Origin of the sequence: Sulfurimonas sp. NW7 (assembly GCF_051132265.1) — a bacterium.
GTDB classification, from domain to species: Bacteria; Campylobacterota; Campylobacteria; order Campylobacterales; family Sulfurimonadaceae; genus Sulfurimonas; species Sulfurimonas hydrogeniphila.
The window spans coordinates 453,221-471,565 of record NZ_CP093235.1; the positions used below are offsets into that span (position 1 = coordinate 453,221).

Below are 18,345 nucleotides of genomic sequence, written 5' to 3' on the forward strand. Positions count from 1 at the left end.
GCTACTCAACTTCTTTTACACTGATATAGATTTTACTTTTATAGACACCGTCTTCATAAGTAATATCTTTCGTCATAACATTTTTATATCCCAGTTCTATAAGATCATGCATAAACTTGGAAATGTTACCTCTTTTAGCGGATTGCGAGATGAGTTGAATCTCAAATCTTTTTTCATCTTTTTGAAATATAGAGGAGGCGCTCAAACGGTACTTCTTCAGTACTTTCAGAATGTCATTCATCATTTTTTGCCGTTTTATCCCAATTTGTCCTATCATAGGAATAACCCTGAAAGTCGTTTCGTATACAAATATTTTGTCTTCAAGCCCTTCTTTTTCTTTGAGCAGCCGATCATTTTTCTTTTTGATCTTTTTGAAACGAAGAGAGAGGTCTTCTATCTTCTTTTTTCGCTCTTTTGCTTTGACTTCAAGGAGGGTAATTTTTTCCTGCTGTTGGTTGAGATAGTAGCTGACAAAGATGCCGATACCTAAAAGAACAACAATTGTAATAAGTGTTTCTATAAGATAGCGAAAGCCCGTATACTGCGATAGCGGTTTTTTTCTTTCAAGGTGTGTTAAATTAACCTGATGAAAATCTGCTCCCTGATGCAGCCCAAAGAGATACTCAAGCAAGACAGAAAGAGAAGGTGTTGCCTGCTGTATATGGTATGTCAAAGGTTTTATAACAGGTTCAAAGCCATATTGAGAGAAAAAATCTCCTATGCCTTCGAGGGTGTGTCCTTCAAAATCTATGACAACTGTATCTATGCCGGTCAATCCGAAAAGACCGCGTTTATGGTTGATAGAGTAGACAATCTTTTCTATATCTTTTGAAAAGACTTCAATGACGGTATCTAAAATCAAGGTCTCTTCAAGCCCGTAGTTGTCACGGTTAAAGCCTTTTTCCTGCAAATACTCTTTGAGCTTTACAAGTTCCAGGCCTGTCCGTTTCGAGATAGCATTGAGTGAATTGATAACCCTGTGACCGATATACCTGCCGTTTTGGTATATCGCTCCGAAAGCTTCGTCGTCGCTGATGTAGATATACAAATCATTTGATTTTTTCTCTTCTTCTGTTTTATAAAGTGCTTCATATATCAAAAAACGGGGCAGGGCAAGGTCGACTACATCTATTTTATATGAAAAATTCGCAATATAGTGATTGAAATCATCAAGAGAAAGGGCAAAAGCTTCGATGAGATACTCATGGTCAAGCTCATACTTGATAAAATCAACAGCATACTCTTTTTGTACATCAAGTCCGCCCTCTTTGTACATTTTGAGTTCTGTTTTCATTGCGAGTTCATCATCGCTGATTGTATTTGCAATTTTAAAAGAAAAAGAGTGAATATATTTTAAGGGAACAACAACTGCAGTGAAAAGTTCAGGGTCCTTGTTCTTTGTATCAAAAACAGGTTTTTGTCCGTCATAAATAACAGTATGTTCATTATCAAGAAGAACTATTGCATTTTCAGCCAAAAACCAATCCTATTTTCTTTTATTATAACAAAATATGAATTAGGTTACCTTAAGTCACCGCTGAAATGGTCAATTGTAATGTTTTTTTCTTCGTTATTGTAACTTAATGTTATCACAATATCACTGGCCAATAATGAGTTTTGTGTTGTTTTGTTTCCGTCAGTTCCGTTGTGTACGCGTCCGAGTGTATCAAAACAGAGAATGTTCTCATTTGGAGTTACCGTAAATACAGCATGTACTTTATAATGTGTATCAATTGTTGTTCTGTCGGTGAAAAAATTCTCTTGAGCGATACATCCTATAGTATAATCCATACTTCCGGACGGATTCCTTTTGTCATAATTGAGTCCTTCATATCGGGTTGTATTGAGTTGGAGTTCTAAAAAATCACGATCGTTCTGAAGGTAATGCGGTTTAAAATAGTAAAATCCTGTTCCGGCTAAAACCCCTATGATAATTATGACAAAAATCAATTCTATTAATGTATAGGCCTTTGTTCTCATGGTCGTTGCAGGCTCCTTGTTACGATTCTGACGGGAGATATATAGTCTCCTATCTTCTTATTGCTGCTGTTTGTCTGTACTGTGATGTTTATAAGAACATAGCCGTTTGACTCTTCTGTCTGAATTCTTTTTTTTACGTTGTTGCAGTTTGTCCCGGTTGCATTGTCATAGTCATCTGCATAAAGATAATATGTTGAAATATTTACATCTGCTGTAAATTTGCCGTCTGCCGAATCAAGGCTAAAGAGTGTCAGGCACTCGGTACTTCTGTCTGTCCCTTCAATCTTTAAAATTGCTGTCTCTAAAACACTTTGGGAAAAAATTTCTGCCTGCTCTTTTATATAGCTGTCGGCAAAATGTTTTGCAGAAATTGAAGTGTACTTGAGTGTCAGTACACTTGCTCCGGCTAAAAGAAGAATGATGAAAATGGCCATTAAAAGGTTAAATCCGCTGCGCATTAAAATACCACCTTCATTTTGGAAAAATGCACCGGGTGGGCGCCGCGAATCTGTTTGTTGACATCCAGAAGAATGCGTATCGTGTAATCAACTTCACTGAAGTTGAAACCGTCTATATTCTGCATCAAAACAGAGACATTTCCCACTTTGGAGTTGCCCTGTTTGTCTGCACAAAATGTTTCCTGCTTCCACGGTCTGTAGTTTGAAAAGAGAAAAAGAGTACTGTTGACATCTTTGCTCTTTAAGCCAAGATCTGTGATACAGGTGGCATTTTGATCGATATCTTCTCCTCTGGCGATAGCATAAGCGCTCTCAACCAAAAAATATTTTTCATACAGAAATTGCGGGACAGGGTTGTCAAGAGAGATATTTTGATCACTTATTGTGATATCATAGGTGTCCTCTCTGTTGCTTTCATGCCAGCCGAAACTCGAAGCTATATTTGCACTGTCACTTTGTGAACGGTCAAAACTTCCTGCGAATATAAGAGCTGTTTTACTTGTATCTATGGCAGTGCCGTCTATATCGTATGAGGCGACTTTTGTACCGGTTTTTGTTGCCATATCAAAAAAGCCACTGTATCTTTTTTCAAGGTATAAGTCATTGGCTCTGCCTATCCACTCAAGTACAGGTTTGGAGCTTGTCAAATCGCCTATATACTCAAAACTGCCGTCATTGGGGTTGTATCCAATGGTACTGTAGACGATGCGCTGCGTTAAATAATTACTGATTTGGTTGACAACAATCTGAGACTCCAAAGAGAGGTTTGTAAGCTGTTTTGCTTTATACTCACGCACTAAAATTGCCTGCATCGCTTTAAATGAACCCGTAGCCAAAAAAGAAATAATGACAATGACAAATATCATTTCTATGAGGGTTGCCGCTCTTCTCATTGCCATACTCTTCTGTTTACTTTGATTTGCCCGATATTTTGGGCAATAAAAGGAATTTTTACAAAACTGTTGCCTAAAACATTTCCTTTTTTATTTGCCTGAACCGTGACTGTTATGAACTTTGTATTGGTAGTATCGGTGGCATTGGGAGGATAGACAATTGTGTACTGGGTTGCATTGAGCGTAATGTCATCTATATAGTTTTCCGTTACACTGAGGTTATAGTCACGTGAACTGCTGGAGTTTTTTGCATTGAGCGTGATAAAATCATCCATATCATCCAAATCATTGCTGTCAGACCCAAGTACAGAAGCATATTTTTTATGAAAACAGTTCCGAGAGCCTTTCATACCGCCTGCTCTGTAGCCTGATGTTTCATTACAGTCATAAACACTGTTGCCGCTGGTCACAAGAAGAATGTCATCAACTTTTGTATTTTCTTCATCCCATGCGGTGGATTTAATCAAGCCGACATAGGCTACGGCATTAAACATTGCTTCTTCTTTTAAGCTTGTTGTGGATGACTTGATGGAGAGCTGCAGAATTTTAGGCAATACAGAAAAAGCAATGGCGATGATAACCATAGAAAAGATAAGTTCTATCAGCGTAAATGCTTTTTTCATCGCAGCAGCCTGATTCCTCGAGAATTTTTGGAGACATTGACATCAAAAGAGACACCGTTGACATTCCCGCTGCTGACACCTGTTCCGCTGCTTTGTGTATTGAAATTGTATTTGATACAGGGGTGCTCACTGCAACTGCTGCCGACACTTTCGTTATAGTCACTGCCAAAATTTTCATGGACATACCAGATCCACGGACTGACATCCAAATGAATATAGTGAGTCAGTGTATTTTGATTTGGATTGTTGACAGTTATGCTAAAGGTGCCGTTTGTATCAAAACTGACTGTTGCGCTCATTCCGTCATCATCCGCCGATTTTTTCGTTGTAGTTCTTGAAACATTCAGAGCAAGGATGTCTCCGTTTGTATTTTCGTTTTGAGGGACATAGTGATACCAGTGACTCAACTCTTCTGTCAAATTCAAATCACTTACATAACTGTCTGCAAGGCTGTCATAGACCAGTACTTTTGCCTGCACGGTATCAGTTGTCTGAGAAGTTGCCAAATCCTGTGTATAGAGTCTTGCATAGTAAAATTTACTGCTGTTGTTTTCCGGAGTCAATCCTCTGTTTATGACACTGGAGCTTGTTGTGTTTACCTCTGTGACCGTGATAGTACGAGGTTCTTTTGGAGCGTTGAAGACTCTGTAGACATTGAGGGCATACTCTATTTGTGTAGAGTCTCCGGAACTGAAGTTGCTGTCATTGACTGTAGCATTCAGGTTCATATTGCTTAAATTTTTATCATGTCCGGTTGTAACGGTATTGTTTATACGCTCAAAATAACTTGCATTCGCATCATCATTTGTTGTGTTGAGATCTATTTTTACACCGACATCTGTTGCAGCGCACAGAGCATCAAAGTTTTGTGTTGTCTGGTTCTGCTCATTTTGTGCCCGGACATTAAAGGCGATGCTGATATTGGCATCATTGACATTCGCCATGTATCGCCAGTCCTGATCCGGATTGTTGCGTGTAAAGCTATAGTTTATGATGGAAAAATGATGTGGTGCAAAGGAGACTGTTGTCGAATTTTGTTCTATCAGTCTTTGAATGTCATTTGTGTCATCTGCATCTATTTTTGCAAATTCATTGCCGTTTATCTCTTGTATAGTGATATTAAGTTCGCCGACTTCACTGTAGCTTGCATTGACATCATTTTTTTGTCCGTTGACAAAGGAAAAATTTTCCATCGTAAAGCTTCCAAGAGTACATGTACTTTTTGTAATATTTGCGTCCACTTTAAAAGAACTGTTCCTTGTTTCATTATAGTCTGTGGAGGGATTGCCGTTTGCATCCAAAGCTTGAAAAGTGGTGTTGAAATCTGCGCCTGCAACCAGAGGTAAAGTTGTGACATTCAATGTGAAATTTACAGGGCGTACGGCATAATTATCATTTGAATAAGAGCTGTTTGTGTCCAAAGAGGTATTGTTTTGATCTCTTCCCTCTATGTAAACCTGAACACATTTTACAGCGCGGTCTATCGTCATATTGTCATAATAAGCACAGCCGCTTGCATTGGTATCGTTACATGTAGTGCTGGTTGCGTCATCACATTTTACGACATTGGCAAGAAGATTGCCGCCACAGTCTGTAGTGTTTCCGTCATCATAGTATTTGAGTGTAACCTTTGTAATGTCTGCCACGCTTGGAGCAGTCTGCGTCAGTGCATCTTTTGAGAGGATGTAAAGACCATAAGGCTTATTGACTATTTGTGTAGTAAGGTTGTTATCCCAGTCATTTACCGCGTTACATGTAACGCCGCCAATAGAACTGACTGCATTAAAAAGCGTGGTTTTGTTGTTGTTTTGATTGCCGCCACCACATTGAGGGACAGCTCTGCTGGTTCCATTATAGTTGTTGCCGCTGTTTTCATTGTTGTAAAGAGTCTGAATGTCATTTGCGCTGAATTGAGTATTAAAGATTTTGAATTCATCAACGGCTGCACCGATAGACTGTCCATTCGGCTCATTGTTATTATTACTCTGGTAATCACTGTTGAAAAGTAGGCCCAGTGCTCCGGACGGTGCTTGAGTAAAATTAAGAGCTTCTGTTGTATCAACATAGACTTTTGTTGTGTCATTGTTACCATCAACAACAAAACTTAAAAGATGCCACCCTGACAGGTTTTGAGGATTGTAACTTTGACATTCGTAATTATTTCCCTGCATACATAAATACCAATTGTTGTTTGTTGTATCAAGAGCAAAATATATATAGTCATTACTGCTTCCTGGTCTGTCTGCAATATTGAAATATTTTGTATTACTGAAAGATACATGCCCATTTTCATTAAGAGGAAATTTAATCCAGGTTGTCAATGTATAGTTTGCAGGAAGTGAAATATTGTTTTGTACTAAAATTGCTTTATCAGAACTATTCGTAGCATTGATATCTCCTCCGGTATAAATTTTCCCATCCGTAACATTGGCATCATTGAGAGCCGTTGCATTATAATCACTTCCAAGAGTTCCGTCGTTTTTTATTTCGTAAGTATTGCTGTCACTGTCCCAGCTACACTCATCCATACGGTAATCAATAATTGGTTTTGGATAAATATCTGCTACTGATGTATAAGGAATAACAATAAGTTCGCCAAAAGAAATATCATCATAATTGGAACTACTTATTTGTCCACAAATAATTTCTACTTTTGATATACCGCTTACACTTCCCTCGTAAAGTTCTGAAACATCAAATTTGTAGTTTCCTGATTGGTTGATATCAAAAGTTGTGATAAGTGCATTGCTGCTGTCATAGACTTTTATTTTATCTATCTCGTCTGCGGAGACATCTCTCATTCGTGAAATGAAAATTCTAAATGCTGCCAAATTTCCTGTTATATTGCCATCTAGCAAATATACTTTTGATGTCGCTTCCGGAGCATCAGGATAAAAAGAGTTGGAAGTGTCGTCAATATCATAATTGTCATCACTGTCCGTATAATCGCCAATATGAACTCTTTGTATAAAATTTACAGCTGTTGTTGTTTGTTGAGATATCAATTTTAGAGCAGAAAAATAAAAATCATCAATGTCTCTGACAAACCAGTTTCCACAGTTTGTTTCGTTCCCAAATCGATTATAACAACTCCCGTGTACAGCAATATCATGGTAGCCGCTAGTCAGACTGAGTGTCGTATCGAGTGTTATGGCAGCACTTCCGCTTGCCCCTGTCCCCACAAGATTTCCATCAATATAAACACGAATAGCACTGTCAATTCCTACCGCATTTACAAGTTCTACTGCGGTAATATCACTGTTTTCACTCAAATAAAATTTTGTAGGATTGTTAAGGTAGTAGTCATATGTGTCTTCGGTGTCATTTGTGAGAGGTTCAGAAGGAATAAAGCTGCTCTCAACATTATCACCAGGATGCAAGTTTCCTGTTAGCTGAATATCTGCATAAAGAGAGATTGAAAAAAGAGATAAAAGTAATAAAATTTTTATAATAATTCTTTTTTGCTGCATTGCATCTTTTTCCTGAGATCAGTTTGTTTATTATAACTGTTATTTACATTAACTTTTCTTTAATGAACCCTCTGTTTTAGCGTTTTTGAACAGTGTTGTCAAAAATGCGCTATTATTTGTGAACGTTTAAAGGACAGAAAACAAGATGATAACGGAATTTTTATTACATCATTTTTCTTATTGGATATTGTTCTTTTGGAGTATCCTCGAAGGAGAAATAGGGCTGACACTTGCCGGATTTTTAGCCAAAAAAGGAGTATTTTCTATTGAGAAAATTATTCTGATTGCTACTGCCGGCGCTTTGATCGGCGATATACTTCTTTATATAAGCGGTCGTTTTCTTATCAAAAAAAAAGATTTTCTACCTGTTCATTATAAGAAGCGGATAGAAAACATTGAACACTGGTTTCACAAGCATGGCATTTTAGTTATAATATTTGAGCGATTTATATACGGAACACACATTCCTTCACTGCTTTTTGTCGGTATGTCAGGATTTTCGTTTTGGAAGTTTTTCATTGCGGATATTATCGGTGTTTTCTTATGGTCGGTTGTATTTACATCGCTGGGCTATCTGTTTGGCGAAAGCATCATCGGCATAATGATTGTTTTGCAAAAACATTTGTCTGTACTGTTTCTGGTACTGTTTTTTGTTTTGATTATCTTTTTGCAAAATAAAGAGGAAAAGTAAAATGTTACAGTCAAAACCAATCTCTTGTACCAGAACAAATATAAGGATCAAACATGAAAAAAGTCGTTATTTTAGGCGCAGGTTTTGCAGGCTTGCATATATTTTACAAAATTCGCCATTGCAGCAGGTGACGTTACGGCGCTTGCACAGCCAAAGCTTGGACATGATGCCACGCTTATTGCTTTAAATGTACTTTACGGCGGCAACAGAGATATTGCTTTTCATTCACCGCTTGCAAAAATGATGAAATTGGGATTTGACAACTATCTCTACTATAACAAAGGACATATGCCTCCGGATTTTGTTCTTGATGCAACAGACAGACTTGTGAAATTTTTATAAGGGGTATAATTGTACATGTGGAATATCTTAAGTTTTAATACATTCATTGCACAGGATATATTTATTTTCTTTTATTATATCTTTGCTTTGTTTGTGCCGGTGTTGGTATGGAAGATGCGTTTTTTTCTTATAAAAAGATTTTCTTTTTTGAAAGAGAGGGCTTTAGGCAAACAAAACAAACTTGTGCTTATTCTTTTTTTTGGTGTGATTTTTTTGTGTATGGAGTTGTGCCTGCGAATACTGTTCGAAGGAATGATCGGCTATTTTGACATGCATGATTATCTTTATAAAATTTCTCAAAAAGTATGAAAAATTAATAAAATAAGGGTTATAATTGTTACATGTAAATAATAAACGGAGTATCAAAAATGGTAGATTTTTTAAAAAAAGCAATGGATTGGGTACTTGAAAAAGAGCAGGAAGCGGCAAAAAAATGCTATGTAAATCCTAAAGATGTTGAAAAACAGATAGAGATTTTAGAGGAAAAAAGAGCCGAACTTCGTAAGAAATTTGAAGAAGAAGATGCCGAATTCGGGCATATACTCAGTAAACTCTCATTCATCAAAGCAAATGCAATGAAGTGCGAAAAAAAGTAAGATGCAAAACATTATAGAAGCAATACTTTTTGGTTTTAGTGAAATACTCAATTACAAAATAATGAAACGTGCCTTGGCAATAGGGGCAGCCGTTACCATTGTCTGGTCGATCATCGGCTATTTTATGTGGGGCGGACTTATCTCTGTCGCCGCAGGTTTTATTGATTTGGTACCGTTTTCTATGCTTCGTTCAAACGGAGCCTGGATCTTCTCCTCCTTTTTATGGTTTTCTCTGGTATTGGTTACCTTTGCCTTGATTTTGGCATTTTTTGGCAATATGATTTTAGAGAGGGTTTCTAAAGAAAAGTACAGCTCCTTTTCACTGCTTGTTGTATTTTTAAGTGCTGTATTTTGGGCTGTAATATGGTTTTTTAAAGGTGCATATTTGCATGAGCAGTTTTTAAGACTTTTTAACTGGTTGCCGTTTGAGACAGTACAGGAAAGTCTGGCATATTTGCTGGGGATCTATTTTATCTACAGCGGTATCATTGTCAGTATGTTGCTGATAACAAGCTTTTTCAGTGAGGCATTGCTGGAAGATATCAATGAAGAGCATTTTCCCTATGAACCGCTTTTACAGGAAGATGAGGTCAAAGCAAGCGAAAACAGACTGCTGGATATAGCGATATATACGGTGGTTTCGATTGTTGCTTTTCCTTTGCTGTTTATCCCTGTGCTTAATTTTGTTTTGCAACTCGGCTTATGGATTTGGCTTATTAAAGATACTTTTGTCAACGACAGTGCTCTCTTGGTGATACCAAAGGAAAAAAGAGCAAAGCTTTCCGGATACAAATCGGGCTTTTTTGTTATCAGCGCCGTCACAGCACTTTTTAACTTTTTGCCGATTTTTAATATTTTTGGACCGTTTTTTGGAGAAACTGCAATGTTTTATTATTTGAAAGAAATTCAAAAGGAACTGTAGATGAAAATTGCATTTTTTGAGACAAAACCGGAAGAAAAAGCTTTTTTTCAAGAGCATCTTAAAGAGCAGGAACTCTTCTTTTTTGAAGAGACTGTCAATGAGGCACTCAAAGAGACGCAGGAGTATGATGCTGTTTCTGTTTTTGTACACTCTCGCATCACCGATGAAATTTTAGAAAAACTTCCGGCACTGAAGTACCTGCAGACAAGATCAACAGGCTATGATCATATAAAATGCGATACACTCTACCGGCGCGGACTGCTTGTCTCGAATGTTGCAGGCTATGGCGGTCCTGCTGTCGCAGAGTTTGCATTTTCACTGCTTTTAAATGCCACAAGACATACACATATGGCTCTGCAGCGCACAAAACAAAACAATTTTGACTACAGTGATCTTCAGGGTATGGAAATCTCGGGAAAAACACTGGGAATACTCGGTCTTGGAACCATAGGCTCGCAAATGGCACAAATTGGCAAAGGCTTTGGAATGAAAGTAGTCGCCTGTTCAAGGACAAAAAAACCGATTGTCGATACGTTAGGGATTGATTTTTGTGATTTGGACTCTGTGATAGCACAAAGTGATATTTTGATGCTGGCACTTCCTTTGACACCGGCTACAAAAAATATTTTGAATGAAAAAAATGCAGCAGGACTAAAAAAAGATGCCATTATTGTCAATACGGCACGCGGAGAGCTGATTGAAGATGTGCTGTACGGAAGAATGAAAAATATTCTCTGTCTCGATGTTATAAGCGACATAAAGTACATTCATCGAAATAACATTCTCTACACGCCGCATATGGCATACTATACAAAAGAGGCTCTGCAAAGAATTATGCAGATCTCTTTACAAAACATGAAGGCGTTTCTTGCAGACAGACAGTTGCCAAACTGTCTGAAACTGGCATGTAATCGTGAGTACAGTTAGTGTTTTTTTGTACTTGTGTCCGCTTCATGTTTTGTAAGCAGTGATGCAAAATCTTTTTTGATTTTTTCATAGAGTTTTGCAACAATATTTTTCCCTTTAATCTCTTTTTCAATATTTTTAATCTCTTTTTGCAGCATCTTATACTCAGGCGCATGTTTCTTTGTATAACCCAGATAGACTGCTTTTTCAAGTTCATCCTGTGCCAAATCAAGCAGCTTGAGTGCTTTGTCTTTCTCTTTTTTATTGAGTTTGGATGCTTCGACTACCAGGCTTTGTGCCGTAATAAGCGGCAAAGGAACAATGGTTGTTTTAATGACTATACCGTTTAAGGCAGTGACAAGCATTGAAAAAGCCTCTTTGGCTTTGCCTTTGTTTAACTCTTTGAGTGCTTCTTTTGTCGCAAGCGGATACATACCCATCGGCAGATACTGTGTTGTCATTACCATTTCATCTTCTAAAGGCATGAGAATGGCTCTGGCCGCCTGTGTATCATAATCATCCAGCAGATCCTGCGCAGATTTTATGATGTGTTTGACCAGTTTGGCATCTCCTGTAAAATCATGGACCTCTATGGCATCTGCAACCGGTACGAGTGTGAGTTTCGGATTGTTTTTGAGTGCCGTGTCAAAAAGTTTAGTGGCTTTGTTGAGGGCATCTTTTGCTGTTTTTGTGTCTCTTTTTTGCAAAGCTTTAAGGGCTTCAACTGTCTGTCTGAGCGCCTGTGCAATCTCTTTTGGTGCTTTTTGCAGGGTTTGTCTGTGTTGGTCTGCTTCTTGATTGACAACATCTTTCAACCTTCGCATATCCTCTTTTTTTGCATCTGATTGAAAATATTTAGCATCCATTTTACGCATAAATTCTTCTTTGGATTGGGATTCTTCCACCTTTGCCTGGGCAGCAGCGTGACCTTTTACCAAAGTCGGATTATTAATGGCTCTCTCTTCTTTTTTTGAAACACTGTCATTGTAGCTTGCATAGAGTGCTGAGCTTGAAAGCAGTACGGCTGCCAATACTGTTGATAATATAACTCTTTTTTTCATAACTTTATCCTTTTAATATCAAGTTTATTTAGTCTAATTATGAAATATAATTGATAACAGACAGTAAACACTGTATTGAAAATAGTTGTATATTATTGGATATTTGTTTACTGAAAAAGGAGTACAATACTTTATAAGAGCAAAAAGCAAAAAGTATTTCAAGGAGTGCAAGGATGTCAAAAAATATTAAATGGTTTCAGGAAATCGGGATAGAGGATGTTGCCGAGGTTGGCGGGAAAAATGCTTCCCTTGGAGAGATGTATCAGAATCTGACAGCGGAAGGTGTCCGTGTGCCCAATGGTTTTGCCGTTACATCGAGTGCTTACATACATGTACTGGATGCAAACAATGCCTGGGAAAAACTGCATGCACTCCTTGATAATCTTGATGTCGACAATGTTGATGCCCTGCAAAGTGCAGGAAAAAAATGCCGTGAGATAGTTTATAATGCAAAACTGCCGGATGATCTGCGTGAGGATATTGTAAAGGCGTATGAAAAACTCAAAGAAGAGTACGGGGAGAGTCTCTCTCTGGCTGTTCGCTCCTCTGCTACGGCTGAAGATTCTCCGGAAGCCTCATTTGCAGGACAAAATGACACGTATCTGAATATTTCAAGTGCAGAAGAACTGCTGGATGCCTACAAACGATGTCTGGCATCAAATTTCACAGATCGCTCTATACATTATAAATATGATAACGGTTTTGACTATCTCAAAGTCTACCTCTCTGTAGTTGTTATGAAAATGGTGCGCAGTGATATCGGGGCGAGCGGCGTCATGTTTTCACTTGATACCGAGACAGGTTTTAAAGATGTTGTTTTCATAAATGCAGCACTCGGACTTGGCGAGAATGTTGTGCAGGGAAGCATCAACCCTGATGCTTTTTATGTGCATAAACCGACATTCAACAAAGGGTTTCGTACTGTTCTCAAACGCTCTTTGGGTTCCAAAGAAAAAAAGATGATTTTTACAGATACGATAAATCTGGACAATATAGCAGTGGAATACACAAAAAACATACCGACGACAGCACAAGAGCAGAGCCGTTTCTGTATAACAGATGAAGAGGTAATGGTCCTTGCAGATTATGCCATCAAGGTGGAAAACCACTACTCAAAAAAAGCCGGTTTTACGAAACCGATGGATATGGAGTGGGCAAAAGACGGACTCGACGGGCATCTGTATATGGTGCAGGCACGCCCTGAAACGGTTGAATCTCAGAAAAAAGGCAATATTCTTGAAACCTATCATTTAAAAGAAAAGGGCAGGGTTCTTGTCACCGGTCAGGCTATCGGTACAAAAATAGGACAGGGAAAAGCCCGATACATAGCAGGCGTCAAAGATCTCAATACCTTTAAAGCCGGTGAGGTACTGGTCGCAGATACCACAAACCCTGACTGGGAACCTATCATGAAAATAGCCTCTGCCATCATTACAAACAAAGGCGGAAGAACCTGTCATGCGGCAATTCTTTCACGGGAACTTGGCATACCTGCGGTTGTAGGATGCGATAATGCCACAGAGGTGCTCAAAGATGCTGATGAAGTGACTGTAAGTTGTGCCGAGGGAGAAGAGGGCCATGTGTATGAAGGTCTTTTAGATTATGAAATCATAAGAACAGACCTTTCAAATCTGCCAAAAACAAAAACAAAGATTATGATGAACCTCGGAAATCCTGATATTGCTTTTTCCCTCGCCTCTTTGCCTGTTGACGGAATAGGTCTTGCAAGAATGGAGTTTATCATTAACGAGTACATAAAAGCGCATCCGATGGCTTTGAAACATCCCCAAAAAGTGGATGAGGCAACACGAAACAAATTGGAAGAACTGACACGTGCTTATGATTCGATGGAAGATTTCTTCGTTAAAACACTCTCAGAGGGTGTGGCAACCATCGCTTCTTCTGTATACCCGAAACCCTGTGTGGTTCGCATGAGTGATTTTAAATCAAACGAATACGCAACACTGCTCGGCGGTGAGGTTTTTGAGCTTAAAGAAGATAATCCGATGATAGGTTTTCGAGGCGCTTCACGATATGCCCATCCAAACTATGAGGAAGGGTTTGCTCTGGAGTGTGCGGCTATGAAGCGTGTACGTGATGAGATGGGATTTGCAAATGTTATTTTAATGATTCCTTTTTGCCGCAGAGTGGATGAAGGAGAGCGTGTTATAGACACTATGGCAAAATATGGACTCAAACAGGGTGAAAACGGACTTGAAATTTATGTCATGTGCGAAATTCCCAACAATGTTATTCAAATAGATGCTTTTAGCAAAATATTTGACGGTTTCAGTATCGGAAGCAATGATCTGACACAGCTTACACTTGGAGTTGACCGTGACAGCGAAATCGTTGCCTTTGATTATGATGAGAGAGACGAAGGGGTCAAAGAGATGATACGGCTGGCAGTGGAAGGTTGTAAACGAAATGACCGTCACAGCGGCATCTGTGGCCAGGCACCGTCAGATTACCCTGAAATGGCGGAGTATCTTGTGCGTCTGGGTATTGATTCTATGAGTCTGAATCCTGACAGTGTCTTAAAAACCATAGAAAATGTAGGCAAACTTGAACAAAAACTTGGGAGAACATGATGAAATACAATATTCCGGCAGATGTACCAAAGAACAAAGAAGAAACATACAAAAAAAATCTCAAAAGTGCGACAAACGCTACAAACCATTTGATGCTTTTTGCAGGAGACCAGAAAGTCGAGCATTTGAACAATGATTTTTACGGCAAAGATATTCCGCTTGAAGACAACTCTCCGGAGCATCTGTTCAAAATTGCTTCACGTGCAAAAATAGGTGTATTTGCAACACAGTTTGGGCTTATCAGCAGATATGGGCGTGATTATAAAAATGTTCCTTATCTTGTAAAGCTCAACTCTAAAACAAATCTTGTCCCTTATGAGAAACAAGACCCGTATTCAAAAGCATGGTTGAGTGTCGGTGAGGTTGTTTCCTTTGCCAAAGAGAGTAAACTTGATATAAAAGGTGTCGGGTACACGCTTTATCTCGGCGGTGCGTATGAGCATGAGATGCTGACCCAGGCGGCGAGTATTGTCCATGAAGCACATAAAAACGGACTTTTGGCTGTGCTGTGGATTTATCCAAAAGGCAAATTTGTGAAAGATGAACATGACGGGCATTTAATAGCCGGTGCCGCAGGTGTCGGAGCAGCCTTGGGTGCTGATTTTGTAAAACTCAAAGTGCCATATGATAAAAAAGGAAAATTTGATCCGAAACTGTTGCGAGAGGCTACAATGGCAGCTGGCAGAACAGGTGTTCTGTGTGAGGGCGGCGCCAAAACAGATGAAAAAGAGTTTTTGACACAACTGTACGAACAAATTCACAAAGGCGGTTCTCGAGGAAATGGTACTGGGCGTAACATTCATCAAAGGCCGTTACAGGAGGCTGTAAAAATGGCAAATGCCATTTATGCAATAACTTCGCAAAATGCTACAGTAAAAGAAGCATTAAAACTACTCCAATAGGAGCGAGAAATGAAAACAGAATATGACTTAATTATTATTGGTGCAGGTCCTGCAGGAACTCCAACGGCTATGGCAGCAGCACAGTTTGGTATAAAAGTTTTGTTGATAGATAAAAGAGAAGCACCGGGCGGGGAATGTTTGTTTGAAGGATGTATTCCCTCAAAAGTGCTTGAAAATGCGGCAAACAAATATTGGGATGTGCTCACCTGCAGTACTTTTAATGTAGAGCGTAAAGGAAGCGAACAGATACATTGGGAAGCTGTTTTAGAAGATAAAGATATGATTTTGAAAAAACGCTCTATGGCTGCATTAAAGCAGATAGCCAGATTACCTTCACTCGATTTTAAACAAGGCAAAGCAGCCTTTGTTGACGGGCATACCGTAGAAGTAGGTGGAGAGCTTTTTGGTTTTAAAAAGGCACTGATTGCGACAGGTGCAAAAAGTTCAATTCCTGATATAAAAGGGAATGGGGTTGACAAAGTTTGGACAAACAGAGATTTGTTTTTTGAAGAAGAGATACCAAAAGAGTTACTTTTTATAGGTGCTGGTGCTATTAGTTGTGAATTGGTGCAAATGTTTGCAAAACTTGGCACAAAATGTCATGTGCTGGAGCGTGGTGAAAAAATCTTAAAGCACATCAGCAAAGATGCAACAGACATTGTTTATAACAATATGCTTACACTTGGTATCAAAGTAGACTTGAATGCAGTGTTGGAGAAGATTGATTATGAAAATGATAAATTTATCATACATTTTAAACAAGAAGGTAAAAAACAGATTCTTGAGTATGACAATGTTGTCATGGCAACAGGTCGTGTGGCAAATCTTGATAATCTGGCCCTTGAAAAAGCTAAAGTGGCATATGATGAAAAAGGGATACTGGTTAATGAAAAACTGCAATCATCGCAGGAACATATTTATGCCTGCGGCGATTGTATCAATAGCCCAAAATTCGCACATACTGCAAGTTATGAAGCTGGTGTAGTTGTACACAACATGTATGCGCCAAGCCCGCATGTAGTCGATTATGACAAAAACAGCTGGGTACTTTTTAGTGATCCTCAAATCGCTGTAGTCGGAATAGATGAAAATGTTGCAAAAAAAAGAGAGATAGAGATAAGCACAGAAGTCTATAACTATGAGATAGATGCCAGAGCACAAATAGACAAAAGAACAGACGGCTTTGTGAAGTTTATTATTGACAAGAAAACAAAAATTATCATAGGTGTAGAGATTGTAAGTGCAGATGCTTCATCTCTTGCGGGAGAGGCTTCTTTGATAGTAGCAAATAAAATGACTGCTATGGACGTATTAGGGACAATTCATCCGCATCCGACACTGGGTGAAGCTTTTGGTAAATTGGCACAGCAGATATTTTTTAAATCTATGATGAAAAAAAGCAAAAGCTAAGACAAAGGCAACAGGCAATAAATGAAAATAAAAGAGAATGATTATGAAAAAACGTATAGCAATTAACGGACTCGGAAGAATAGGCAATCAGGTACTTCGGCATTATATTAACAATCTTCCAAAAAACTGCGAAATAGTTGCGGCAAACACTTCAAGTGTAGAAGATGCTGCGTACCTTCTGAAATATGATTCTGTGCATGGGCGGGCAGATTTTTCTATTGAAACAAAAGAAAACAAACTTATCATTGACGGGCATGAAATTACAATCGTCAGTAATCACAATCCTCTAGAACTGCCGTGGAAAGAGTTGGGTATAGATATTGTTATAGACTGTACAGGACGTTTTACGGATGGAACTTTGGCTGTGCAGCATATAGAAGCAGGGGCAAAAAAAGTGCTTATCTCTGCACCGGGTAAAAATGTCGATTTAACAATTGTAAAAGGTGTGAACCATCAGGAGTATGACACTGCAAAGCACCATATTGTCTCCAATGCTTCGTGCACGACAAATTCACTTGCACCTGTGATGAAAGTGCTTGAAGAGAGTTTCGGTGTGCAAAATGCCATGATTACGACAACCCATGCCTATACATCTTCACAGGTAACAGTTGACAAACGTGCAAAAAAACGCAGACGCGGTCGTGCAGCGGCTATAAACATTATACCGACGACAACGGGTGCGGCAGTCGCCACGGTTGAAGTTATTCCGGCATTGGCAGGAAAAATGGAAGCGATGGCACTGCGGGTGCCTGTTCCCGACGGTGCTATAACCGAAGTTGTGGCATTGTTGCACAGAGATGTGAGCATAGAAAGTGTCAATGAAGCTTTTTTAGAAGCTTCAGAGGGTGAATTACAGGGTATATTGGAGTTTACAAAAGATGAAATAGTCTCAAGTGATATATTGGGAAATCGTCACTCCTCTATAATAGACGGACTTTCGACATCTGTTATAGGTGGAAGAATGGTTAAAGTAATGGCGTGGTATGATAATGAATACGGGTATTCACAAAGACTGCTTGAAGTAACTGATTATATGGCTTCAAAATTATAAAAAGAGAGGGTAAAAGTATGAAAAGAATTGTAGCGACTGTTTTGGCAGGGAGTTTATTTTTTAGCGGATGTGCAACACGCGGTGTCAATGAAATAGATCCGAGTGCTGTGAATTATGAATTGAGTTATCAGGTTGGCACAATTGAATCTGTGAAACCTGTTGTTATAAGAGATAATGGCACAGGTACATTTATTGGAGCGGTATCGGGTATAGTGTTGGGCTCACTAATCGGTAAAGGCAGAGGAAGTGCTCTGGCAACACTTGCAGGCGGTTTAGGCGGTGCATATGCGGGAAGCCAACTGGGTAAAGCCAATGCCCTTGAACTCAGCGTTCTTCTGGATGACGGACGAAGAGTTGTGGTCATTGCCAAAGGTAAGGATTTTTACAAGGGCGAAAGAATCCGTATAGTCAAAAGAAATGGTCGTGTATATAGCGTCGAACCGTTTTAA

Annotated in this window: 18 protein-coding genes; 11 read left to right on the forward strand and 7 right to left on the reverse strand. The window is 39.0% G+C overall.

The features are described from left to right. Position 1: 1 nt before the first annotated feature. Genes MLC35_RS02450 through MLC35_RS02475 form a run of 6 tightly spaced genes read right to left on the reverse strand, consistent with a single transcriptional unit; the run spans position 2 to position 7,424 of the window. The gene (locus MLC35_RS02450) at positions 2–1,477 is read right to left on the reverse strand and encodes a hypothetical protein (protein WP_151901008.1); all 1,476 of its coding nucleotides are present in this window, start codon (positions 1,475–1,477) and stop codon (positions 2–4) included. 44 nt (positions 1,478–1,521) lie between these two features. Continuing rightward, positions 1,522–1,980, reverse strand: coding sequence for a prepilin-type N-terminal cleavage/methylation domain-containing protein (locus MLC35_RS02455; protein WP_346389349.1), 459 nt, complete (start codon positions 1,978–1,980; stop codon positions 1,522–1,524). Beyond that, a complete protein-coding gene (locus MLC35_RS02460; RefSeq protein ID WP_434637656.1) occupies positions 1,977–2,438 on the reverse strand; it encodes a hypothetical protein in 462 nt (153 codons plus the stop codon). The genes MLC35_RS02455 and MLC35_RS02460 overlap by 4 nt, the downstream gene beginning before the upstream one ends. Further along, entirely contained in the window at positions 2,438–3,331 is an 894-nt protein-coding gene (locus MLC35_RS02465) for a type II secretion system protein (protein WP_418641043.1), read from the reverse strand. Before MLC35_RS02465 ends, MLC35_RS02460 begins: the two co-directional genes overlap by 1 nt. Beyond that, positions 3,328–3,954, reverse strand: a complete 627-nt coding sequence (locus tag MLC35_RS02470) for a type II secretion system protein (protein ID WP_151901004.1) — start codon at positions 3,952–3,954, stop codon at positions 3,328–3,330. The genes MLC35_RS02465 and MLC35_RS02470 overlap by 4 nt, the downstream gene beginning before the upstream one ends. Further along, positions 3,951–7,424: a hypothetical protein gene (locus MLC35_RS02475; protein WP_434637659.1), complete on the reverse strand. Its 3,474-nt coding sequence runs from the start codon at positions 7,422–7,424 to the stop codon at positions 3,951–3,953. Before MLC35_RS02475 ends, MLC35_RS02470 begins: the two co-directional genes overlap by 4 nt. 145 nt (positions 7,425–7,569) lie before the next feature. Here MLC35_RS02475 and MLC35_RS02480 point away from each other — a divergent pair, with 145 nt between their 5' ends. The 6 genes from MLC35_RS02480 (at position 7,570) to MLC35_RS02505 (ending at position 10,902) form a co-directional block, all read left to right on the forward strand. Next, positions 7,570–8,115 carry a DedA family protein gene (locus tag MLC35_RS02480; protein WP_434637661.1) on the forward strand — a complete coding sequence of 182 codons (546 nt, stop codon included), beginning with the start codon at positions 7,570–7,572 and terminating at the stop codon, positions 8,113–8,115. An 84-nt stretch (positions 8,116–8,199) separates the two neighbouring features. Next, on the forward strand, positions 8,200–8,457 hold the full coding sequence (locus MLC35_RS02485) for a hypothetical protein (protein WP_434637663.1): 258 nt from the start codon (positions 8,200–8,202) through the stop codon (positions 8,455–8,457). A gap of 15 nt (positions 8,458–8,472) precedes the next feature. Further along, positions 8,473–8,766, forward strand: a complete 294-nt coding sequence (locus MLC35_RS02490) for a DUF4282 domain-containing protein (protein ID WP_151900999.1) — start codon at positions 8,473–8,475, stop codon at positions 8,764–8,766. Between the two features lie 59 nt (positions 8,767–8,825). Continuing rightward, complete coding sequence (locus MLC35_RS02495; RefSeq protein ID WP_151900998.1) at positions 8,826–9,053, forward strand: hypothetical protein; 228 nt, start codon at positions 8,826–8,828, stop codon at positions 9,051–9,053. 1 nt (position 9,054) lies between these two features. Beyond that, positions 9,055–9,975, forward strand: a complete 921-nt coding sequence (locus MLC35_RS02500; protein WP_151900997.1) for an EI24 domain-containing protein — start codon at positions 9,055–9,057, stop codon at positions 9,973–9,975. Next, on the forward strand, positions 9,976–10,902 hold the full coding sequence (locus tag MLC35_RS02505; RefSeq protein WP_434637666.1) for an NAD(P)-dependent oxidoreductase: 927 nt from the start codon (positions 9,976–9,978) through the stop codon (positions 10,900–10,902). Here MLC35_RS02505 and MLC35_RS02510 read toward each other — a convergent pair. After that, positions 10,899–11,942, reverse strand: a complete 1,044-nt coding sequence (locus MLC35_RS02510; RefSeq protein ID WP_151900995.1) for a YfdX family protein — start codon at positions 11,940–11,942, stop codon at positions 10,899–10,901. The two genes, MLC35_RS02505 and MLC35_RS02510, sit on opposite strands and share 4 nt — an antisense overlap. Positions 11,943–12,115: 173 nt before the next feature. Here MLC35_RS02510 and ppsA point away from each other — a divergent pair, with 173 nt between their 5' ends. Genes ppsA through MLC35_RS02535 form a run of 5 tightly spaced genes read left to right on the forward strand, consistent with a single transcriptional unit; the run spans position 12,116 to position 18,345 of the window. Next, positions 12,116–14,533, forward strand: a complete 2,418-nt coding sequence (gene ppsA / locus MLC35_RS02515; protein WP_434637668.1) for a phosphoenolpyruvate synthase — start codon at positions 12,116–12,118, stop codon at positions 14,531–14,533. Further along, positions 14,533–15,435 (forward strand): aldolase, encoded by a 903-nt coding sequence (locus MLC35_RS02520; protein WP_434637670.1) that lies wholly within the window; start codon positions 14,533–14,535, stop codon positions 15,433–15,435. The genes ppsA and MLC35_RS02520 overlap by 1 nt, the downstream gene beginning before the upstream one ends. Before the next feature lie 9 nt (positions 15,436–15,444). Then, positions 15,445–16,845: a dihydrolipoyl dehydrogenase family protein gene (locus MLC35_RS02525; protein ID WP_434637672.1), complete on the forward strand. Its 1,401-nt coding sequence runs from the start codon at positions 15,445–15,447 to the stop codon at positions 16,843–16,845. 43 nt (positions 16,846–16,888) lie between these two features. Next, positions 16,889–17,896 (forward strand): type I glyceraldehyde-3-phosphate dehydrogenase, encoded by a 1,008-nt coding sequence (gene gap, locus MLC35_RS02530; RefSeq protein ID WP_151900991.1) that lies wholly within the window; start codon positions 16,889–16,891, stop codon positions 17,894–17,896. A 17-nt stretch (positions 17,897–17,913) separates the two neighbouring features. Next, positions 17,914–18,345: a glycine zipper 2TM domain-containing protein gene (locus MLC35_RS02535; protein ID WP_151900990.1), complete on the forward strand. Its 432-nt coding sequence runs from the start codon at positions 17,914–17,916 to the stop codon at positions 18,343–18,345.

What these genes read in the sequence shown, in the direction of transcription:
- MLC35_RS02505 (WP_434637666.1), top strand. Translation starts at nt 9,976, where the DNA reads ATGAAAATTGCATTTTTTGAGACAAAACCGGAAGAAAAAGCTTTTTTT.
- MLC35_RS02490 (WP_151900999.1), top strand. Translation starts at nt 8,473, where the DNA reads ATGTGGAATATCTTAAGTTTTAATACATTCATTGCACAGGATATATTT.
- MLC35_RS02465 (WP_418641043.1), bottom strand. Translation starts at nt 3,331, where the DNA reads ATGAGAAGAGCGGCAACCCTCATAGAAATGATATTTGTCATTGTCATT.
- MLC35_RS02475 (WP_434637659.1), bottom strand. Translation starts at nt 7,424, where the DNA reads ATGCAGCAAAAAAGAATTATTATAAAAATTTTATTACTTTTATCTCTT.
- MLC35_RS02470 (WP_151901004.1), bottom strand. Translation starts at nt 3,954, where the DNA reads ATGAAAAAAGCATTTACGCTGATAGAACTTATCTTTTCTATGGTTATC.
- MLC35_RS02510 (WP_151900995.1), bottom strand. Translation starts at nt 11,942, where the DNA reads ATGAAAAAAAGAGTTATATTATCAACAGTATTGGCAGCCGTACTGCTT.
- MLC35_RS02460 (WP_434637656.1), bottom strand. Translation starts at nt 2,438, where the DNA reads ATGCGCAGCGGATTTAACCTTTTAATGGCCATTTTCATCATTCTTCTT.
- MLC35_RS02525 (WP_434637672.1), top strand. Translation starts at nt 15,445, where the DNA reads ATGAAAACAGAATATGACTTAATTATTATTGGTGCAGGTCCTGCAGGA.
- MLC35_RS02495 (WP_151900998.1), top strand. Translation starts at nt 8,826, where the DNA reads ATGGTAGATTTTTTAAAAAAAGCAATGGATTGGGTACTTGAAAAAGAG.
- MLC35_RS02480 (WP_434637661.1), top strand. Translation starts at nt 7,570, where the DNA reads ATGATAACGGAATTTTTATTACATCATTTTTCTTATTGGATATTGTTC.
- MLC35_RS02500 (WP_151900997.1), top strand. Translation starts at nt 9,055, where the DNA reads ATGCAAAACATTATAGAAGCAATACTTTTTGGTTTTAGTGAAATACTC.
- gap (WP_151900991.1), top strand. Translation starts at nt 16,889, where the DNA reads ATGAAAAAACGTATAGCAATTAACGGACTCGGAAGAATAGGCAATCAG.
- MLC35_RS02455 (WP_346389349.1), bottom strand. Translation starts at nt 1,980, where the DNA reads ATGAGAACAAAGGCCTATACATTAATAGAATTGATTTTTGTCATAATT.
- ppsA (WP_434637668.1), top strand. Translation starts at nt 12,116, where the DNA reads ATGTCAAAAAATATTAAATGGTTTCAGGAAATCGGGATAGAGGATGTT.
- MLC35_RS02520 (WP_434637670.1), top strand. Translation starts at nt 14,533, where the DNA reads ATGAAATACAATATTCCGGCAGATGTACCAAAGAACAAAGAAGAAACA.
- MLC35_RS02535 (WP_151900990.1), top strand. Translation starts at nt 17,914, where the DNA reads ATGAAAAGAATTGTAGCGACTGTTTTGGCAGGGAGTTTATTTTTTAGC.